Source organism: Sorangium sp. So ce327 (genome assembly GCF_051530205.1).
In the GTDB taxonomy this organism is placed as follows: Bacteria; Myxococcota_A; Polyangia; order Polyangiales; family Polyangiaceae; genus Sorangium; species Sorangium cellulosum_B.
In genome coordinates this window covers 8,857,338-8,876,929 of the sequence record NZ_CP150330.1, presented here as the reverse complement: position 1 = coordinate 8,876,929, position 19,592 = coordinate 8,857,338, and the positions used below count along the sequence as shown (strand labels likewise).

General features: G+C 71.4%; 19 protein-coding genes. 5 read left to right on the top strand and 14 right to left on the bottom strand.

What is annotated here, in order from left to right:
• Positions 1-4 precede the first annotated feature (4 nt).
• Complete coding sequence (locus WME95_RS33130) at positions 5-1,108, top strand: deoxyhypusine synthase family protein (protein WP_437523066.1); 1,104 nt, start codon at positions 5-7, stop codon at positions 1,106-1,108.
• A gap of 25 nt (positions 1,109-1,133) precedes the next feature.
• The gene (locus WME95_RS33125) at positions 1,134-1,709 is read left to right on the top strand and encodes a hypothetical protein (protein ID WP_437903345.1); all 576 of its coding nucleotides are present in this window, start codon (positions 1,134-1,136) and stop codon (positions 1,707-1,709) included.
• A 27-nt stretch (positions 1,710-1,736) separates the two neighbouring features.
• Here WME95_RS33125 and WME95_RS33120 read toward each other — a convergent pair whose 3' ends face one another.
• The 4 genes from WME95_RS33120 to WME95_RS33105 are packed head-to-tail and all read right to left on the bottom strand — an operon-like array spanning position 1,737 to position 5,723.
• A complete protein-coding gene (locus WME95_RS33120; RefSeq protein ID WP_437903344.1) occupies positions 1,737-2,897 on the bottom strand; it encodes a homogentisate 1,2-dioxygenase in 1,161 nt (386 codons plus the stop codon).
• Positions 2,897-4,045, bottom strand: a complete 1,149-nt coding sequence (locus WME95_RS33115; protein WP_437903343.1) for a 4-hydroxyphenylpyruvate dioxygenase family protein — start codon at positions 4,043-4,045, stop codon at positions 2,897-2,899. The genes WME95_RS33120 and WME95_RS33115 overlap by 1 nt, the downstream gene beginning before the upstream one ends.
• Before the next feature lie 38 nt (positions 4,046-4,083).
• Positions 4,084-4,749, bottom strand: coding sequence for a maleylacetoacetate isomerase (gene maiA, locus WME95_RS33110; protein ID WP_437903342.1), 666 nt, complete (start codon positions 4,747-4,749; stop codon positions 4,084-4,086).
• Positions 4,746-5,723 carry a fumarylacetoacetate hydrolase family protein gene (locus WME95_RS33105; RefSeq protein ID WP_437903341.1) on the bottom strand — a complete coding sequence of 326 codons (978 nt, stop codon included), beginning with the start codon at positions 5,721-5,723 and terminating at the stop codon, positions 4,746-4,748. Before WME95_RS33105 ends, maiA begins: the two co-directional genes overlap by 4 nt.
• A 136-nt stretch (positions 5,724-5,859) precedes the next feature.
• Here WME95_RS33105 and WME95_RS33100 point away from each other — a divergent pair, with 136 nt between their 5' ends.
• Positions 5,860-8,325: a substrate-binding domain-containing protein gene (locus tag WME95_RS33100; RefSeq protein WP_437903340.1), complete on the top strand. Its 2,466-nt coding sequence runs from the start codon at positions 5,860-5,862 to the stop codon at positions 8,323-8,325.
• Between the two features lie 42 nt (positions 8,326-8,367).
• Here WME95_RS33100 and WME95_RS33095 read toward each other — a convergent pair whose 3' ends face one another.
• From WME95_RS33095 to WME95_RS33085, 3 genes are all read right to left on the bottom strand, one after another.
• Positions 8,368-8,721 carry a DUF1801 domain-containing protein gene (locus tag WME95_RS33095; protein WP_437903339.1) on the bottom strand — a complete coding sequence of 118 codons (354 nt, stop codon included), beginning with the start codon at positions 8,719-8,721 and terminating at the stop codon, positions 8,368-8,370.
• Between the two features lie 132 nt (positions 8,722-8,853).
• Positions 8,854-9,636 (bottom strand): dienelactone hydrolase family protein, encoded by a 783-nt coding sequence (locus WME95_RS33090; RefSeq protein WP_437903338.1) that lies wholly within the window; start codon positions 9,634-9,636, stop codon positions 8,854-8,856.
• A gap of 123 nt (positions 9,637-9,759) precedes the next feature.
• On the bottom strand, positions 9,760-11,166 hold the full coding sequence (locus tag WME95_RS33085; RefSeq protein WP_437903337.1) for an NAD-dependent succinate-semialdehyde dehydrogenase: 1,407 nt from the start codon (positions 11,164-11,166) through the stop codon (positions 9,760-9,762).
• 267 nt (positions 11,167-11,433) lie between these two features.
• On the opposite strand from WME95_RS33085, the gene WME95_RS33080 reads away from it, so the two are divergent.
• Positions 11,434-12,438, top strand: a complete 1,005-nt coding sequence (locus tag WME95_RS33080) for a hypothetical protein (RefSeq protein WP_437903336.1) — start codon at positions 11,434-11,436, stop codon at positions 12,436-12,438.
• Positions 12,435-13,184, top strand: coding sequence for a metallophosphoesterase family protein (locus WME95_RS33075; protein WP_437903334.1), 750 nt, complete (start codon positions 12,435-12,437; stop codon positions 13,182-13,184). The genes WME95_RS33080 and WME95_RS33075 overlap by 4 nt, the downstream gene beginning before the upstream one ends.
• 37 nt (positions 13,185-13,221) lie before the next feature.
• Here WME95_RS33075 and WME95_RS33070 read toward each other — a convergent pair whose 3' ends face one another.
• From WME95_RS33070 to WME95_RS33040, 7 genes are all read right to left on the bottom strand, one after another.
• Positions 13,222-14,043: an alpha/beta hydrolase gene (locus WME95_RS33070; protein WP_437903333.1), complete on the bottom strand. Its 822-nt coding sequence runs from the start codon at positions 14,041-14,043 to the stop codon at positions 13,222-13,224.
• A gap of 137 nt (positions 14,044-14,180) precedes the next feature.
• Positions 14,181-14,996, bottom strand: a complete 816-nt coding sequence (locus tag WME95_RS33065) for a metallophosphoesterase family protein (RefSeq protein WP_437903332.1) — start codon at positions 14,994-14,996, stop codon at positions 14,181-14,183.
• Between the two features lie 133 nt (positions 14,997-15,129).
• On the bottom strand, positions 15,130-15,501 hold the full coding sequence (locus tag WME95_RS33060) for a hypothetical protein (protein ID WP_437543061.1): 372 nt from the start codon (positions 15,499-15,501) through the stop codon (positions 15,130-15,132).
• A gap of 69 nt (positions 15,502-15,570) precedes the next feature.
• Positions 15,571-15,951: a hypothetical protein gene (locus WME95_RS33055; protein WP_437740348.1), complete on the bottom strand. Its 381-nt coding sequence runs from the start codon at positions 15,949-15,951 to the stop codon at positions 15,571-15,573.
• 274 nt (positions 15,952-16,225) lie between these two features.
• The gene (locus WME95_RS33050; RefSeq protein ID WP_437740347.1) at positions 16,226-16,693 is read right to left on the bottom strand and encodes a peroxiredoxin; all 468 of its coding nucleotides are present in this window, start codon (positions 16,691-16,693) and stop codon (positions 16,226-16,228) included.
• A gap of 120 nt (positions 16,694-16,813) precedes the next feature.
• Positions 16,814-18,022, bottom strand: coding sequence for a serine/threonine protein kinase (locus tag WME95_RS33045; RefSeq protein WP_437543056.1), 1,209 nt, complete (start codon positions 18,020-18,022; stop codon positions 16,814-16,816).
• 101 nt (positions 18,023-18,123) lie between these two features.
• On the bottom strand, positions 18,124-19,554 hold the full coding sequence (locus tag WME95_RS33040; protein WP_437903331.1) for a hypothetical protein: 1,431 nt from the start codon (positions 19,552-19,554) through the stop codon (positions 18,124-18,126).
• Positions 19,555-19,592 lie beyond the last annotated feature (38 nt).

Genomic DNA, 19,592 nt, shown 5'->3' with positions numbered 1-19,592 from the left:
CCCTATGTCCTCTCCGAAGCACCCTCGTTCCTCGCACCGCCAGCTCGGCGACGGCGTCGAAGATCAGCTCGTCCCGCTCGCCGCGCTCGACCCGCTGAAGATTGACTCGTTCGACGATCTGCTCCGCGCGATGAGCAGGACCGCGTTCAGCGGCCGCGCGCTCGGCGAGGCGTGCGACGTGCTCGAGGCGATGGTGCGCGACGAGGACTGCCTCGTCGTGGCGACGTTCTCCGGCGCGATGACGGTCGCCAAGATGGGCGTCGTCATCGTCAGGATGATCGAGGCCGGCATGATCGACTGCATCATCAGCACGGGGGCGCTCATGGCGCACGGGCTGAGCGAGGCGGTCGGCCTGACCCATTACAAGGCGAACCCGGGCATCTCCGACGAGACGTACTTCGAGAAGGGGTACAACCGCGTCTACGACACGCTCGAGATGGAGAAGAACCTCAACGCGATCGAGGTCTTCGTCCGGAAGGAGCTCGACAAGCTGGACCCCGGCTCTCCCTGGTCGAGCGAGATCATCTGCCGCCAGCTCGGCAAGGCGCTGGCGGACATGGGCGACTCGCCGGGCGTGCTCCGGAGCGCGTACCTCCGCGACGTGCCCGTCTATGTGCCGGCCTTCACCGACAGCGAGATGGGCCTCGACGTGGCGACGTGGATGCTGCGCAAGGTGAAGGCGCAGCACGGCGACAAGCCGGGCTTCGACGTGTGGCGCGAGGCCGTGCCGCCGCCGTACAACCCGTTCCTCGATCTGCTGAGCTACGCCCGCCTCGTCCGCAAGAAGAAGCGCCTCGGCATCTTCACCATCGGCGGCGGCGTACCGCGCAACTGGGCCCAGCAGGTCGCGCCGTTCTACGACATCGTCGGCGATCGCCTGGACATCGAGGTCGATCACCCGCGGTTCCAGTACGGCGTCCGCATCTGCCCCGAGCCCGTCCACTGGGGCGGCCTGTCCGGCTGCACGTACTCCGAGGGCGTGAGCTGGGGGAAGTTCACCCCGCCGCAGGAGGGCGGGCGCTTCGCCGAGGTGTACGCGGACGCCACGGTCGCGTGGCCGCTCCTCGTGCGCGCGCTGCTCGAGCGGCTCGGCAAGATGCCGAAATGAAATAAAGTAGGGCGAGGAGGTCACTGTGCTCGCCCCCAAGCGCCGCTCGCCGCGCACCCACTGGGTGCTCCTCTCCCTGGCCGCCGCCGGCGGCGCGCTCGTGTCCGCTGGCTGCCCCTCGCCCGAGGAGCGCGCTTGCGACCTCATCTGCGACTGCTCCGGCTGCAGCGAGGCGAGGTACCTCGAGTGCGTCGACAAGGCGGAGACCGCGCGGGCGGCCGCGGTGAAGGCGAGCTGCACCGGCTCCTTCGACGCCTACGTGACGTGCGTCGAGGAGGAGCTCGAATGCAAGGACGAGAAGTACCTGTTCGACAGCTGCGACGGCCAGCGAGATAGCCTCCGTGGCTGCGGCATCTCCATCTTCCGCACCGTCTGCGAGGACGCCAACGACGTCTTCATGGCGTGCGGGCTGGGATTCCCGTTCTCGACCAACCCCGACGACTGCGTCGGGTCGATCGTGTGCAACGCCCGCTGCATCCTCGGCATGTCCTGCAATGGGCTGAACGGGATCGATTTCGAGGAGTCGCAGCGCTTCAACGAGTGCACGACCGCCTGCTTCAACACGCCCCAGGGCACTGAGCCCCCTCGCGGAGGGCCCTGAAGGAAGTCCTCCCGTCGCCCGATCCAGCTAGGGGCCCGCGATGAAGCTGTCCTGGTAGCCCGGGTCCTCCACCGCGAGCGCGGCGGTGGTGGTCGAGAGCGGGCGGATCGTGTCGAGCATGACCGCGAGCTCGCTCGTCTCGCGGGCCCCGAGGCTCGCCTCGTACGCGCCGGGGTGCGGCCCGTGCGGGACGCCGGCCGGATGGTGCGAGATGCTGCCGGGGCCGACGCCGCGGCGCGAGGTGAAGTTGCCGCGGCAGTAGAACAGGAACTCGTCGCAATCGACCGACGCGTGGGGGTACGGGCAGGGGATCGCCTCCGGGTGGAAGTCGGTCGGGCGCGGTACGAAGCTGCAGACGAGGGCGCCGCGCGCGGCGAACGTCCCGTGCCAGTCCGGAGGCAGGTGGACGAGCCCGACGCGCGCCTGGAAGCGCAGGATCGGGAACGCGAACGGGTACACCGCCCCGTCCCAGCCGACGACGTCGAGCGGCGACCGCTCGAGGGTGAAGCCGTGGAAGGCGCCGCCGCGCTTCACGACGAGCGCGCGGATGCCCTCGTCGAGGGGGCCGACGAACGTGGGCCGCCGGAAATCACGGTGCGAGTACGGCGCGTCCATGCGCAGCTGGCCGACCTCGTTGCGCCACTTGCGCGGGAGGTGGATGTCCGCGGCCTCGATCGAGAGCCACCGCTGGGGCGCGGCGTCCGGGAGGAAGCGGTAGAAGAGCCCCTTCGGGATGACGACGTAGTCGTCCTGCTCGAAGCGGAGATCGCCGAGCATCGTGCGCAGGACGCCGCCCCCGTGGAAGATGAAGAACAGCTCGTCGGCGTCCGCGTTCGCGAAGTACACAGGATCGGCCGTGTCCGGCTGGACGAGCCCGATCACCACGTCGTCGTTGAAGAGCAGCGGCACGCGGCAGTCGACGGCGGGCCCGCCCCGCCGCGGCAGATCCTGCGACCGGTAGTGCCGCTTCGCCAGCGGGCGCGCCGGCGCGGCGACCGGCAGCGCGAAGCCGTGCGCGGCCTCCGCGAGCCGGTGCTCGTGCGGCCGGCGCTCGTGGTAGGCGATCGTGTAGGGGCCGTCGAAGCCCGCCCGCGTCAGGCACTCCTCGTAGCGGAGATCCCCCGCCTCGCTCCGGAGGGCGATGTGGTGCTTGGGCGGGACGATCCCGGCGACGACGCGATCGAGCATCAGCCGTGCCCCGCCTTCTGCTGCCGCTCGATGCTCTCGAACAGCGCCCGGAAGTTGCCGGCGCCGAAGCCGCGATCCCCCTTGCGCTGGATGAGCTCGAAGAAGAACGGCCCGGCGTCGGGATCGCGGTGCGTGCCCGACGACTCCTTAAGGAAGATCTGGAGGAGATACGATCTCGCGCCGTCGCCGTCGACGAGCACCTCGAGCTCGCGCAGCGCCGCCACGTCCTCGTCGATCTGCCCGATGCCGAGCCGCTGCAGGCGCTCGGGCAGCATGTCGTAGTAGGCGGCCGGGGTCGGCATGAACTCCACGCCCCGACCGCGCATCGCGCGCACGGCGGCGAGGATATCCTCCACGGCGAGCGCCACGTGCTGCACGCCGTCGCCGCGGTGCTCCTCGTTGAAGACGTTGATCTGCGAGCTCTTGAAGTGCGGCCGGTAGGGCTCGTTGTTCGCGAACTTCACGCCCGAGGCCGGGTCCCACATCACGGCCGAGCGCAGGCCCGAGCCGTGGCCCGTGTCCTTCGCGACGTCGTTCGTGTGGAACGCGATCTGCCAGAACGGCTCGAGCCCGAGCACGTGCTCCATCCAGAGCAGGGCGGGCGCCATCGTCTGGAAGTTCGAGGTGACGTGATCGAACCGGGTGATCCCGAAGCGGTTCTCGCCGCCGCGCGGCGCGTCGTAGGCCACGCAGCCGGGGAACAGCGCGGGGTAGCCGCGCCGCTCCACGAAGCGGAAGGTGGTGTCGCCGAACGGCGTCGTGATCGAGAACGAGGCGAAGGTGCCGCCTGCCTCCGTCACCCGGTGGATCTCGTCGATCGGCGTGCCCCCACGGCCGTCGAGCAGCCGGAAGGCGCGGTCGATGTCCTCCACCTCGAAGATGACCGTGCCCACCCCGTCGGGGTGCTTGCGCAGGTAGCGCCACGCCCGCCCGCCCTCGCCGATCGGCTGCGAGCAGACGACGACGCACTCGCCGGCCTGGAAGACGACCGAGCGCTGCGCCGCCGCCGCGGTGAGCTCCGGCGAGCTCGCGGCGATCTCCTGGAAATCGAGCTTCTCCGTGTAGAACCTGCGGCTCCGCTCCAGGTCGCGCACGTAGTAGTGCAGCGCCTCCACGCGCTTGATGCCGATCGACTCCACCTTGGCCATCCGGGTCCTCCGTCGTGAGGGGGCAACGCAGGGGCGAGCTAGGCGACCGCGTCGACCTGGCGGTCGGCGTGAGCGGCCTGGAACGCGGGCAGATCCATGCACGCGGCCTCGATGCGCGTGAGGGTCGAGAGCGGCGCGAGGTCGACCTCGTAGCGCCGCGCGTTGTAGAGCTGGGGCACGAGGAACACGTCCGCCACGGTGACCTCGTCGCCGACGCAGAACCGCCCGGAGAGCTCGCTCGCCGCCGCCTGGAACGCGGCGAGGCCCGAGGCGATGAAGCGCCGGCCGAAGGCCTTCTCGTCGCCGCCGAGCTCGTCCTTCACGTACTTCAGCGTGGCGGTGTTCTGCATCGGCTGCGTGCCGGAGTTGATCATCTCCACGAGCTGCCGCGCCTTGGCCCGCAGGTACGGATCCGCGGGCAGGAGCGGCGGCGCGGGGAAGAGGTCCTCGAGCAGCTCGACGATGGCCACCGACTGGGACACACGCCGGACGGCGCCGCCCTGCTCGAACTCGAGCAGGGGCACCTGCGCCATCGGGTTCTTGGCCCGGTACTCGTCGCGGAGCTGCTCGCCGCCGTCCCGGACGAGGCTCACCGGCCGGTACGCGTGCTCGATGCCCTTGTGGGCCAGCGCGATGCGCACGCGCCAGCTGCACGAGCTGCGCCAGTAGCCGTAGAGCGCGAGCCCCTTCACGGCGGCGCTCATCTGGCCACCACCCGCTGCGCGATGCGCCCGAACAGGCTCTCTCCCGCGCGATTCAGCATCTCGATCATGATCGTGTCTCCTGGCTTCATGAACGGCGTCCTGGCCGCCCCGTCCGAGAGGATCTCGAGCATGCGCCGCTCGGCGAGGCAAGACACGCCGCGCGCCGGGTCCTCGTTGGAGACCGTGCCGCTGCCGAGGAGGGTCCCCGCCGTGAAGCTGCGGGTCCTGGCGATGTGCTCGATGAGCTCGAAGAACGAGAAGTGCATCTCCGGGCCGGCCTCGGGATCGCCGATGAGCGCGCCGTTGTAGGTCGAGCGGAGCCGCAGGTGGACGCGCCCGTCGCGGAGCGCGTCGCCGAGCTCGTCGGGCGTGATCGCGAACGGCGAGAACGCTGTGGCGGGCTTGGAGCAGAAGAACCCGAACCCCTTCGCGAGCTCGGCGGGCACGAGGTTGCGCAGCGTCACGTCGTTGGCCAGCAGGAAGAGGCGGATGTGCCGGTGGGCCTCTTCGCGGCGCGTGCCCTGCGGGGTGTCGCCGAGGACGGCGCAGACCTCGGCCTCGAAATCGAGGCCCCAGGCCTCGTCGCGCAGAACGATGTCGTCGGTCGGGCCGAGGAGGACGCCGGAGCCGCCCTGGTACACGAGCGGATCGGTCGTCAGCGTCTCGGGAGGCTCGGCGCCGCGCGCCTTGCGCACGAGCACGATGTGGTGGATGTACGCCGAGCCGTCGATCCACTCGTAGGCGCGCGGAAGCGGCGCAGCGAGCTCTTCCGCGACCAGCGGCGTCACGGCCGCCTCGCCGAACTCGACGTCGGCCGCGATGCGCCGGAGCGCCGGCTCGGCGCGCTCCCAGTCGTCGAGCGCGGCCTGGAGCGTGGGGAAGGCCTCGCCTGCAGGCGCGTAGGCGAGGCCGTCGCGGCGGACGACGACGAGCGTGCCGTCGCGGCCGGGGCCGCGGAGAGAGGCGAGCTTCATGCGGGTGCGAGCTCCTCGTGGTCCTACGGTGGTCCCATCGTCTCTGCTTGACAAGCACGAGCCCGCTCACGCCTGCTACGGGATGCGCCCGCACGCGCGCTGCGCAGCGAGCGAGCGAGCGGCTGAACGGAGCTGCATGACCACCGGACTGGACGTTTTCTCGACTCTCCACGACCTTGTGCGGCGAGCCATGGAGGGCCTCCCGGGCGCGCGGCGCGGGAGCCTGCTGATACGCACCGGCCGGCGCCTCTCGTACAGGGCGCTCGTCGGGCTCGACGGCCTCCTGCCGGGCCGGGTGAACATGCCGTCCGACGGCGGGGCGCTCAGCGCGTCGGCTCCGTTCGGCCCCGCCGCGGCGCCCGAGGCGGCGCACGGCCCGTGCCTCGTCCCCGCGACCGCGTGGTACCGGGCGCACCTGCCCGAGCTCGCGGAAGCGCCTGGCTGGCTGTCCGACGGCGTCCACGTCCACGTCATCGCGGTGCCCATGTTCGGCGCGCCGGGCGCCTACCTCGCCCTGGAGCAGCCGGACGCGGCGCCGCTCTCGGGCCCGCGCCGCGCGCTCGTGGAGTCGGTCGCGGCGAGCGTGGGCGCCGCGCTCGAGCGGCGCGGCCTCTTCGAGGAGAAGGCGCAGAGCGCCCAGGAGCTGCGCCTGCTCGAGGACGTGCTGAGCTCCGTCGCCGAGTCGGTCGATCCCCTCGAGCTCATCGAGACGCTCGCGGACGGGATCCGGAGCGTTCAGACCGGCCCGCGCTGGAGCGCGATCGACCTCGCCGTCCTGGAGGATGCCGGGGGCGAGGGGCGCGTCGCCGACGGGTGGCGCGGATCGTACGACGCGAGCCGCGCGCCAGGCCAGCCGATGATCCGCGTCTACAAGGCTCCCCGCCGGCCGCTGACCGCGTACTGGAACAACCTGCGGGACGGCGCGCTGGCGGCGGGGCGCGATCTCCGGGTCGGGGTCGAGTTCAGGAGCGTCATGTCCGCCGGCGCCGCGGCTCAGGAGGCGCTCCTCGAGGAAGGGATCCGCCGGCGGGTGGGCGGGATCGCGATCGCGCCCATCGACCCCGTGGCGCTCGAGCCGGCCATCGGCCGCGCGATGGCGGCGGGCATCCCGGTCATCACGATCGACACGCCGGCCGCCCCGGGCAGCCGGTCGTTGCTCTACGTCGGGACCGACAACCGGGCCGCCGGGAGGATCGCAGGCGAGGCGATGCTGCGGTTCTTGCCGCAGGGAGGCGAGATCACCATCCAGGCGGAGTCCTTCGCCGTGCCGAACGCCCACGGGCGCATCGAGGGGTTCCGCGAGGCGATCGCCGGCTCGGCGATCCGCGTGGGCTCGCTCTCGGAGAACCAGTTCGACGTGGAGCGCGCGATCGCGCTCGCCGTCGACGTGGTGCGTTCGAACCCCGGCCTCGCCGGCGCCTTCGGGGTGTGCAGCGAGAACGGCCCCAGCCTGGGGCAGGCGTCGATGAAGCTCGGGCGGTCCGGCGATCTCAAGGTGGTCGCCTTCGATCTCGTCACCGCCACGGTCGCGATGCTCCAGGACGGCGTGATCCACGCGGCGGTGGTGCAGCGCGAGTACGACATGGGGTACCGCGGCGTGCAGGCGCTCTACGAGATGGCCACGCGGGGCGTCGCGGAGGCCCTCGCGGACCTGCCGGCGTCGCGCTCCATCGACACGGGGGTCGACCTCGTGACCCTCGAGCGGACGCCCTTCTCGAGCGCCCTCTCGGATCACCTCGCGTCGAGCTCCGCCCGCAGGATCGTGAACCGCAGGCTGGGCGCGGGGCGTCACGAGCGCCCGCTGAATTTCCTGGTGATCGGCATGGCCCAGCGCGAGAGCCTCGTCGACGACGAGCGCGCGCCCGTCGCGGACGACTCGCTGGTGGGCCAGGTGATGCGCTCGTGCAGCTCGCTCGTCATCGACACCGCGTCGGGCGAGCACCAGCGCTTCGGCGACGTCGCCGAGGCGCGCCGGCGCGGCGCGCGCACGCTGGTCGGCGTGCCGTTGCTCTCGCGGGAGGCGGTCCTCGGGGTCCTCGTCCTGGCCAGCCCGCAGCCCGACGCGTGCTCGGCGACCGACCTGGCGCTCATCGAGCGCGTGGCCGCGGTGGCCGCCGTCGTGATCGAGAACGCGCGGCTCCTGTCGCGGATCAAGGAGCGGACGAGGGCGCTCGAGTCGCTGAGCAGCCGCCAGGAGGCGCTCCTCGAGACGATCGCCGCGATGTCGAGCCCGGTGGTGCCGATCGCGCGCGGCGTCCTCGTCATGCCGATCGTGGGCGCGCTGGACACGCACCGCTCCGGCCGCTTCATCGAGGCGATGCTGAAGGAGATCTCCGAGCACCAGGCGCGCGTCGTGATCATCGACGTCACCGGCATGGCGGTGGTCGACGCGAGCGCGGCGAACCACCTCGCGCAGGCGGCGCGCGCCGCCGGGCTGCTCGGGGCCGAGGTGGTGCTCGTCGGGATCGCGCCCGAGGCCGCGCGGCTCATGGTGGAGCAGGGGCTCGATCTCGGGGCGATCGTCACCCGCTCCACGCTGGAGCTCGGGTTCTCGTACGCGCTCGGCAAGACGGGCGGGCGGGTCGTCCACGGGCGCCGCTGAGCCGCGGGCGCGGCCGTCGCGCAGCGGCGCGCCGCGCGATCCTCACCGGTCCCGGTGGAGCGCGACGGCGGCCGCGACCAGCGTGGCGATCGCGGCGACGTCCACGTCCTTGGCAGAGCGGATATGGAGGTTCCTGGCCTGCTTGGCTTCGCCGGTGAGCAGGCCGCTCGGATCCGGCAGCTCGGCGCCGCGCTCGAAGCCGAGGGTCACGCCGAAGCGCTGCGGGGCGAGCCAGCAGATCTTGTGTTGGTCGCCGCCGCCGATCCGGAAGCTGACGAGCCGCCAGCCTGGATAGACGTGCTCGTGGACGTCGGGAATGATGCGCAGGAGCAGCTTGCGCACGCGCAAGGTCAGCTGTTGCGCTGCAGGGGGGTACTCGCTCAGCAGAGCGGCCACGGCCGGATCGTCCGACACAATCAATGACAGTAAGTCGACGTTCACGGAGACGCAACCGGCTGTGCCTCGTCGCGTGACGTCACGCGACGTCACGCGATGTTCCGGCTCGGGCGCGGCTTTCGTCGCGGGCGGTCAGGGGTGGAGTCGCTCGCGGAAGAAGGCGAGGACGCGCGAGAGCGCCTCGCGCGTCGGGTGGCCCTCGCGGTCGACCAGATCGCGCGTCAGGACCGAATGGGCGGTGCGCGGGATCCCATGGGGGTTGCCTGGGGACGAGTCGATCTCGATCTTCTCGAAGCCGTCGCCGAGCTCGGCCCGGAGGTGGTCGAACCGCTCCTTCGGGCACATCGGATCGTGGGTGAAGCGGAGCCCGAGCACCGGGGTACCGGCGGCGACGCGCTCCTTGACGGCGCGGAGGCCGTCGTCGGAGAGGTGGAGCCCGGCGCGGCGCTCGCGCGAGAGCGGGAAGGGCAGCGACGGCTGGCTCAGCACGGGCGCCGCGATGGCGGGGTCGACCATCAGCGCGAGCGCGAAGTTGCCCGTCAGGCACATGCCGATCGCGCCGACGCCCTTGCCCCCGAGCTCCGCGTGGACGTCGCGGCAGAGCGCGCGCAGCCAGTCGGTGATCGGGCTCGCCTGCCTGGACGCGAGCACGTGGAACTCGCGGCTGATGCAGGCGCGGCCCAGCTGCTCGACGATGTAGAGGGGCGTGTCCAGCTTGCCGGGCGTCCCGAAGAGGTGGGGCACGAAGACGGTGAAGCCGGCGTCCGCCACGCGCTCGGCGAACGCCGCGACCGACGGGGTGATGCCCGGGATCTCGTGCATGACGACGACGCCCGGGCCCGCGCCGCGGCGGTAGACCACCCGCGCCACGCCGCCGTGTGAGAACTGCGTCTCGGTGAAGCCGGGGAGCGACATGACCGCCATCATCGCCCGTCGCACGACGCCGGGGAAGCGGCGGCCGGACGGCTGGCGAGCGGCTCACCCGGCGAGCGCCCGGCCGCTCGATCTCGCCGTCCTTCGGTCGCTCCGCTCCTCGGATCACTCGGATGCAGGCAGGCCCCTCGGCCGTTCGTCCTTGGCGATCCAGACGGTCTTGACGTTCACGAACTCGCGCAGGCCGTACGAGGAGAGCTCGCGGCCGTAGCCGGACATCTTGATGCCGCCGAACGGCAGCCGGGGGTCGGACACGACCATCCCGTTGATGAACACCTGGCCGGCATCGAGCTCGTTGATGAGCCGCTCGCGCTCGTCGGCGTCGCGGGTCCATGCGCTCGCCCCGAGGCCGAACCGGGTGGAGTTCGCCATGTGGATGGCCTCGTCGAGGTCGGTGACGCGGAAGACCGCCGCGACCGGGCCGAAGAGCTCGTCGTCGGCGGCGGGGGAGGGGCGCTGGACGTCGGTGAGCACGGTCGGCGGGAAGTAGTTGCCCGGCCCCCTCAGCCGCTTGCCTCCGGTGAGGAGGAGCGCGCCCGCGGCCACCGACGCCCGCACCTGCTCCTCGAGCTCGGCGGCGATCTGCGGGGTGGCGAGCGGCCCGACGTCGACCGACGGATCCATCGGATCACCGACCCGCAGGCGCCGCATGGTCGCGACGAAGCGCTGCTCGAACTCGGGCGCGATCGACTCGTGCACGATGAAGCGCTTCGCCGCGATGCAGGACTGGCCGTTGTTGATGATGCGCGCCCGGATCGCGGTCCCCACGGCGGCGTTGAGGTCGGCGCTCGGCAGGACGATGAACGGATCGCTGCCGCCGAGCTCGAGCACCACCTTCTTGAGGTGCTTGCCGGCGTGGGCGCCGACGCTGCGCCCCGCGTTCTCGCTGCCGGTGAGCGTCGCGGCCGCGATGCGCGGGTCGGCGAGGAGGCGCGGCACGACGTCGGTCCCGGCGAGCAGCGCCTGGAAGACCCCTTCCGGGAAGCCGGCCCGGCGGAGGATGTCCTCGATCGCGAGCGCGCAGCGGGGGACGTTCGAGGCGTGCTTGAGGAGGCCGACGTTGCCGGCGACGAGCGCCGGCGCGGCGAAGCGGAAGACCTGCCAGAACGGGAAGTTCCACGGCATGATGGCGAGCACCACGCCGAGCGGGTGGAAGGCCACGTAGCTCTTGCCCGCGTCGGTGGCGACCTCTTCGGGGGCGAGCAGGCGCTCGGCGTTGTCGGCGTAGTAGCGGCACGCGGTCGCGCACTTCTGGGCCTCGGCCATGGCGGAGCCGATGGTCTTCCCCATCTCGAGCGTCATGAGCTGCCCGAGCTGCTCCTTCTCGCCGTCCAGGATGTCGGCTGCCCGGCGCAGCTTCTGGGCCCGCTCGGCGACCTGGGTCTGCCGGAAGCTGCGGAACGCGGCGTGCGCGCGCGCCACCTTCTGCTCCAGCGCCGCTGAGGAGAGAGGTTCGAACGTCTCGATCGTCTCTCCGGTCGCTGGATTGATCGTCGCGATGGCGGTGTTCACGGATGTGCCTCCTCTTCGAGCGTCGGGGGCCGCGGCTCGTCGCCAGTCAGCTCGGAGCGCGCCGAGCGGTCCCGGCAGGCGAGCTTGAGCCAGACCCGCCACGTCGTGCAATGGTCAGCGAGGACGAGCCCGCTTCTCTTCCTTCGTTCGCGTCGTTCCGGCGTCTTCCGACGTGGTCCACGCGGTCCACGCGGTCGACGCATGTTCCGGGCGCGTGAGGGGGGAGGGGGGTCGCCATCGCACGTCCTGTTCATTACGCAGAGGGGGATGGTCCGCAGCGGATCCCCTGTCGCAGGCGACGCGGAGCACGCGCTTTCAGCCCGGGCGACGCGCGCCGGCGAGCGCGCGGCGCTCGCTCCTCCGGCCTTCGACGACCCCGCCGGCCAGCTCTCCCGCGCGGGCGAGCTGGAGGTGAGGGTGAGGGCGATGGACGCCCTCCTCTGCGCCGGCGTCCCGTTCATGGTGGCGGGGGCGTATGCCTTCTTCGCGTACACGGGCATTTTCCGGGACACGAAGGATCTCGACGTGATGCTGGACGAGCGGGAGGTACCGGCGGCGTTCAGGGCGCTGGAGCGGGCCGGCTTCGAGACGGAGCTCATCGATCCGCGGTGGATCGGGAAGGCCTACGCGGGCGACCGCTTCATCGATCTCATCTTCTCGTCGAGCAACGGCCTGGCCGTGGTGGATGGCGGCTGGTTCGAGCACGCGCGTCCGGCCACGATCCTGGGGCACTCCTGCCTGATCGCGCCGGTCGAGGAGATCATCTTCACGAAGGCGTTCGTGGACGAGCGGGAGCGGTACGACGGCGCCGACGTGAACCACCTGATCTACGCGTGTGGGGACGAGATGGACTGGGAGAGGCTCCTCGCCCGGTTCGGTCCCTACTGGGAGGTCCTGTTCGCGCACCTGACGCTGTACCGCTTCGTCTATCCGGGCGCGCGGAGCCGGGTGCCCGGGTGGATCATCGACGAGCTCTGCCGGCGTACGCTGGCGCAGACGCGGGCCGGCGACGCGCCGCTCCGGGTATGCCGGGGCAACCTGATCAGCAGGCAGCAGTACGTGCACGACTACGAGAAGCTCGGGCTCGTCGTGGGATCCGCTGCGTCCGCGCCCGAGGCGGCGCGGGGGGCGCTGTGCAGGAAGCGCCAGCGGTCTGCGGCGGGGCGGCCTCGCCTCGGCAAGGGGAAGCCGGGCCGTGACGGGGCTCCGGGCGGCGCGGAGGGGCCGGGGGTGGAGGTCGAGGCGGCGCGGGTCCGCAAGCCGGGATCATGAGCGCCGCCGTCGCCGGAGGGAACGGGGAGCCGGGCAAGCGCCGCATCGCGGCGTCCTCGGATCTGCACTGCCGGCCGGAGCACGGCGCCAGGATGCGCGAGCTCGTGAAGGCGGTGAACGCGGAGGCGGAGCTGCTCGTGCTGTGCGGCGATCTCACCGATCGCGGCCATCCCGAGGAGGCGAAGGTGCTGGCCGACGCGCTCGCCGGGCTCTCGATGCCGTGCGCCGCCGTGCTCGGCAACCACGATCTCGACCGGGGGGCGGGCGCCGAGATCGCGAAGCTCCTGGGCGACGCGGGCGTCGAGGTGCTCGACGGCGATCACCTGATCTTGCGCGACGACATCGGGGTTGCCGGCGTGAAGGGCTTCATGGGCGGGTTCGGGAGCGCGACGCTCCAGGCGTTCGGCGAGGGCCCGCTCAAGGCGTTCGTGCAGGAGGCCGTGACCGAGGCGCTGAAGCTGGAGGCGGCGCTGTCCCAGCTCGACAGCGAGAAGAAGATCGTGATCATGCATTACACGCCGATCCTCGAGACGACCGTCGGCGAGAACGTGGAGATAAGGCCCTTCCTTGGGACGAGCCGCCTCGCGGCGCCGATCGATCTGTACGGCGCCGACGTGGTCTTCCACGGCCACGCGCACCACGGGGCGCTCGAGGGGCACACGTCGAACGGGACTCCTGTCTACAACGTGGCGATGCCGCTGCTCAGGAAGCTCACCGGCAAGCCGTTCCTGCTGTTCGAGGTGTAAAGCGAGCTCCGCTCGGCGGTCCTGCGCGGCGCTTCTGTCAGTGGTTCTGCAGGAAGGCCCGTATCACTCCGAAATAGGCGGACGCGAAGAGGAGGATATCGTTGTGCCCGGCGCCGTCGATGAGGTGCAGGGCTTTCCTCTCGTGGGGGACGGCCGCGTGGTTCTCGCGGGCGTGGTCCGGGGGGAGCAGCCTGTCGCGCGCGCCGTGCAGGACGAGGACCGGGATCACGACGTTCCTCAGGAGCTCCGGGTTCGAGAAATTGCGGTGCGCCTCGTCGCGCAGATCGCCGAGGTCGATCTCGAAGAGGGCGAGCAGTTGCCGCACGTCGCTGAACCCGCTCTCGAGGAGGAGCGCGCGGTACGCGTCGCCGCGGTGCGCGGCGATCCGCGACGCCGGGGAGCTGCCGAGCGAGCGGCCGAAGAGGAGCGGCTTCGGCGGCTGATCGAGGCCTGCCGTGCGGCTCTTGTCGGCGAGCTCGCGCAGGAAGAAGTCGGAGACCTTCACGGGATCTTCTCGGAGCGAGCGCAGCGTCGGCTGCCCGCCGCTCCAGCCATAGCCGCGGTAATCGACCATGAAGAGGTTGAGCCCGACGTCATGCCAGCCCTCGGCGATGTCGTCGTAGTCGGGGACGGTCTCGCCATTGCCGTGGAACGCGAGCACGGTCGGATTGCGTGGGTCGGACAGGTGCCAGCGCGCGCCGAGCGTCACCCCGGGGGCGACGGGGATGTCGTAGTCCGTCGCGCCGGCGGGTGGGCTCGTGTTCACCTGCCTGGGATAGAAGACGTCGGCGGCGCGAGGGTTTGCGTCGAGCGCGCGGAGGAGCTCGTCGAGCTGGCTGTCGGGGTCGTTCGTCGGCATGGCTCACCGTTCTGCCGAGGTCGGCGGAGGTCGTGGACGCGCAGGATACGTTGTGCCGGAGTAGGTGGGTACCTGGGATGGATGCCCGCGAGGGCAGTGGCCCGGTGGGAAGCCGGGGTGCGCGGCGCGATGGTGGCCTACGCGGTCGTGATGACGCCTTGCACCGCGGGCTCGTAGTATTCGGCGCCGCCGGTGCGCACAACGAGGTTCGGGAGGATCTCCGCCACGCCGGCGCCGTGCGTATGGCCGCAGAGCACCTCGATCCGCCGCTCCGGGTACCGCAGGGCGACCTCGCGGATCACCTCGCCTGTGGCCTTGCAGGTGAAATGGGGGAGCCAGTCGTCGTTGGAGATCTGACCTTCGTGCCAGCAGGCCTCCTTGAACGGGGGGACGTGCGTGGCGACGATGACGCGCCGGTACCGCTCGAGGGCCACGGGCAGGACGCGGCGCAGGTACGCCGCGGCCTCGTCGCCGAGGCGGTGCAAGGCCTCTCTCCGGCGGCGCCGGTCGAGGGAGGTGAGCTCCTGGATGAGCACGTAATCGTTGAGCGTGACGGGCGATCTCTCGTAATCGCCGAGGCGGGCGTCGGCCCAGCCGTCGTGGCCGACGAGGGCGGTGTCCGGGCCGAGCTCGACGTGGGGGATCGACGGGAGCCACCTGAGCCACGGGGAGGTGGCCGAGAACTCGGCGGCCATCGTGCGCACGGCGGCGATGCTCCCGCGGTAGAAATCGTGGTTGCCGAGGACGAAGTAGAGCGGGCGCTCGATGGCCTGGGCGACGGTCTCGAGGAGGGGGCGGAGGCTCGTGGCTTCCGCGATGTCGCCGGTGAAGAGGACGGCATCGGAGGCGGTGGCGGCGAGGGTGGAGCAGAAGGCGACGAGGTCCTCGCGGGAGAGGAAGTTGAGGTGGACGTCGGTCGCCCAGGCGAGGCGGAGCGGGGTCGGCGCGGCCATGAGATCAGGATAGGCGGGGAGGGGAGGGCGAGCCAGCGAGGTGGCGCGATCTCCCATCCCGGTTCCACGTTCCGGCCAGCTGCGCCCCGCCGGGAGGGCTGTGCGTCGCTACCGATCCTGTGCATTCATGGCGTCATGGCGATAGCCCGCCTGTCCCGTCCGCCTCCAGCGAGTCCGCGAGCGCGCAGCGCGCGAGTCCTGCTTTCTTGGCCTCTTCGCGCAGCATCGCGCCCTGCTCTGCGGCCCCTTTCACGCTGAGCATCGTGCGGAGCTCGATTCCATCGGGGCTCTCCACGTGCTCTCCGATCCACGCCGACCGCATCTGCCCGACGCTGATCGGATCCGCCTCCGGGTCGAGCCCGGCTCTCCTGTCGACGTCGCACATCATCGCGACCGCCTCGGGGAACGTCTGCCCGCCGGGGGCCGGGGCCTTCGCCTCGGGAGCTGAGCCGCAAGCGGAGAGGAAGGCCGGAAAGAGCAGGGGAATGAGGGGATCGGGGCGCATGCTGCCTTCGACAGGAGAGCGCGCCTGGGCTTGGCAGCGATCACATCGCCCCGGTGCGCCGCCCTCCGGCTACTCGCCCGTGCCCCCGTCCACCGCCGGGACGAGCTCGATATCGACGTTCTGGGGCAGGAAGCTCTCGCACTCGTCGTTCATGACGGGCGCGAGCGTCTGCTCGAAGTCGTCGTAGCCTGTCCCCGAGATCTTCACCCACGTCACCCCGGCCGTCCACAGCTCGCAGACGAGCGTCTCCAGCGCTTCGGGAGGAGGCTGCGCGCGATCGACGGCGCACACCAGGTTGGCCTCGTCGAGCGTCTTCCAGGTGGTCGGATCGCTCAGCACGAAGATCGGCTCGTCCGCGGCGCTCCACGCGATGTGAACGGTGGTGTCCGGCGGGACGGTGGCGCCTCTCGCGCGCACGGTGATCGTGAACAGCGCCTGTCTTGGCCCCATCGGACAGCCGCTGGCGTCGCCCGTACTCGAGCCGACGGACCCGCCGCCCCCGGCGCCTTTACAGGCGCCCACCACGGAAGCGCTCGCGATCGCCGCCGCGGCGATCGCCGCGAGGATCGTGAGCGATACGATTCGATCGGGAGCGAAAGGAGGGCGTGGTGCCACAAGGGCGACAGGGTAGGGGCGACATGCCAGCAAATCCAGCGTGAGCAGGTTTTTGCGCAGGCGGAGCGCCCTCCGCCGTGCGCCCTGCCCTCGCAGGCGGTCGCGGCGTTCAGGCCTGGGCCTTGAGCTCCGCGATGTCCTTGAGGAGGGCCTGCTCGTGCCCGTCGGGCTTCACCTTCAGGTAGGTCCTTCGCAGCACGCCCGACGGATCGATGACGAATGTCGTCCGGTCCCAGTACAGGGTGCCTTTCCACTCGCTCTGCCCGACGCCCGCGGCCTTGAGCAGCTCGTGGCGCGTGTCGGCGAGCAGATCGATGGTGAAGGAGAACTTGTCGCAGAAGCTCTTGTGCGACGTGACGTCGTCCTCGCTGACGCCGACCACGGTGATGTTGGCGTCGTCGAAATCGGCCTTGGAGGCCGTGAACGACTTGCCCTGGATCGTGCATCCCGGCGTGTCGTCCTTCGGATAGACGTAGAGGACGAGCCATTTGCCCGCGAAATCCTCGAGCTTCACGGTCTTGCCGTCCTGGTTCGGCAGGGCGAAGCGCGGAAACGGCTTTCCAATCTCGACGCTCATCTTCTCTTTGCCTTTGCTGTGGGCTGGAGGAGGGCTCCTCCTGGCCGGTGACGGGTCATGGGATGGGACGGATGGGACAGCGCGGCGGCGCGGACGTCACATCGCTGTCCGCGCAGAGATCTAGCGCGGAATGAGCCCCCGGAACCAGGCCGTCACCGAGGACGAGGACTCGTCCTGGTGGAGCGAGTCCGGGCCTTCCAGCTCGTCGGCGAGCCCCCCGAGCGGCCCCTCGCTGCGCGGGGGCGGCGAGCTCGGGTGCTCGGCCCCGTGCGTCAGGATCGCGGCGCCCTCCAGGGTGGGCAGCAGGCTCAGCCCGCTGCCGCCGGCGGTCGGCTCCTTCGTGAGCGACTTGAACTCGAGGAGCATCATGTCGATGAGCTCGGCGATCTTCTGCGTCCCGTCGACCGCCCGCGCCGGCCCGCCCTTGGCGCGCTCCACGAGCGAGGCGACGTCGTCCTCGCTCACCGGGCGGCCGTAGCGGTAGAGGAAGCGGGTCAGGTCGCGGCCGAGCTCGCGCGCCGACATGTAACGCGCCGCCGGGTCGCGGGCGAGCGCGCGGCGGATGATCTGCTCCAGCTCGCGCGGCACATCGCTGTTGATCTGCTGGAGCGAGGGGATCACCGCGTCGCGCACCAGCCGCACCGTGATGTAGTCGGAGTCGCCCAGGAACAGCCGGCGCCCGGCGAGCATCTCCCAGAGGATGATCCCGAGCGCGAAGATGTCGACGCGCTGGTCGACGCCTTGCTCGAGCACCGTCTCGGGCGCCAGGTAGCCGAACTTTCCCTTGATGATGCCCGCGTCGCTCTCTGCGAGCTGGCTCGACGCCTTCGCGAGCCCGAAGTCCACGATCTTCACCTCGCCGTAGCGGGTGATGAGCACGTTGGCCGGGGTGATGTCCCGGTGCACGATCTGGAGCGGCTTTCCGTCCCCGGTCGCGAGGTCGTGTGCGTAGGCGAGGCCCTGGCACATCTTCGCGGCCATGAAGGCGGCCACCTCGACGGTCATCGGCCGGCCGACCTTCTTCTGGTGATCGAGGAGGGCCCTCAGGTCGGCGCCGTCCACGTACTCCATGACGATGAAGTAGGTGCCGTCGCCGACGCCGATGTCGAACACCGACACGACGTTCGAGTGCGAGAGGTGCGCCGAGAGGCGCGCCTCGTCGAGGAACATCGCGATGAACTGCTCCTTCTTGCTGAGCTGCGGCAGGACGCGCTTGATCGCGACCTGCTTCTTGAACCCTTCGATCCCCGCGCTCTCGGCGACGAAGACCTCCGCCATGCCTCCGGAGGCGAGGCGCTTGATGACCCGGTACCGCTGCTGCTCGGACATGCCCTGTCTGTCGTCCTCCCGCCCCGTGCCGCCTGGCCCTCCAGTCTAGCGGCTCGGGGCCCGCCGCGGATCAAATCCCAAAGGCGGCACGCGCCCTCGAGTCATCGGAAGGTGGCGAGCGCCGCGACCGCCGCGAAGGAGAGCCCGACGAGCGCGGCGAGGGCGAACGCCGACAGCAGCGGCTCCGCCCGCACGGCGGCGAGCAGCCGGTCGCGATCCTCCCTGGACAGCGGCGCGCCATGGGTGCCGTCCTTGCCTTCGTCGCCCGAGGCGGCGGCGACGTGCGCCTCCAGGCGGCGCCGCGCGGTCCTGGATCGCAGCGCGAGCAGCAGCACCTGCGCCACCGCGGAGGCGGCGAGGACCCCGAGGCCAGCGCGCCGCGCATGCGAGGCGCGGGCCCGCTCGCGCGCCTCGGCCGCCGGCATCCCGTCCGCGAGCAGCTCCACGCGCCGCGGCGAGGCGGACGCCGCCGCGGCCGTGATCGGCCAGGCCACCGTGCCTGCGCCCTGCTCGTAGGGGTCGCTCGCGACCACGGCCCAGCCCGCCTCCCCGGGCGCGGCGCTGTCCGGGAGCGTCACCCTCCCCGAGAAGAAGCCCGCCCCGTCCGCCGCGAGCGGGACGATCGTCCCGAGCGCACGGCCGCGCGCACCTCCGATCGAGACGTAGGCGCGTGGCCTCGGCGTCGGGGAGATCAACCGGAGCTCGGGCCGTTCGCGATCGAGACCGCCCGGATCGAGCCAGATGGCTCCTGGGATCACGGGCAGCTTCCCTTCCCAGGTGCCGCTCGCGATCCGTGTCCCTGGCGGTGCGCTCCCCAGGTGGGTCGCGCGGAGCGTGAGCTCGACCGTGTGCGCCAGCGGCTTGAGCGTGAGCTCCGCGGCGCCGCGCGCATCGGCCGTGATCTGCGCCGGATCGCCGCCGTGCCCCTCGATCTCTGCCCCGACGGTGCTCGCCTCGAGGCGAGCCCCTGCCGCGGGCGTTCCGTCTCGCGTCTCGATCGCGACCCGCACCCGCTCCGGGAACGGAGCTGCCAGGGCTCCCCGCGCCGCCGTGACCTGCAGGCGGAGCTCCCCGTGCGCCGCGCCTGGCAGCGCGGTTGCGTGCGCCGCGCCTGGCACCGCGCTCGTGTCCGCCGCTGCGAGCGGCGGCAGCAGCGGGAGCTGCCGTTCCAGGAGCGTGCCGCCGCCCAGCGCGATCCGCACGGTCACCGGCTCCCGCAGCCCCGCTGGCGCGCGCAGCAGCGCCTCGCCGATGCCGTCCTTGTCGAGCGAGCCGGTCCATCGTCCGAGCGGCGACCCTGCGGACGTGGCGCTCACCTCGATCTGCGGGATGGCCGCCGGGTCGTCGGCGCCGTGGAGGCGGCGCACCCCTTCGACGCGGAGCGCCAGCGCCTCGCTTCCGGCGACGGGCGCCCCCCACACCCGCACGCCGGTGGCCATGCGTGGCGAGCCTGGCCCCAGGATCGCGAGGGCTGCGAGCCCGATGCCCAGCGCGGGCAGGACGTACGTCGCCGCGTTGGGCATCGAGAGCATCACTGTCCCAGCATACCTCTCCGTCCTTGCCGCGCGGG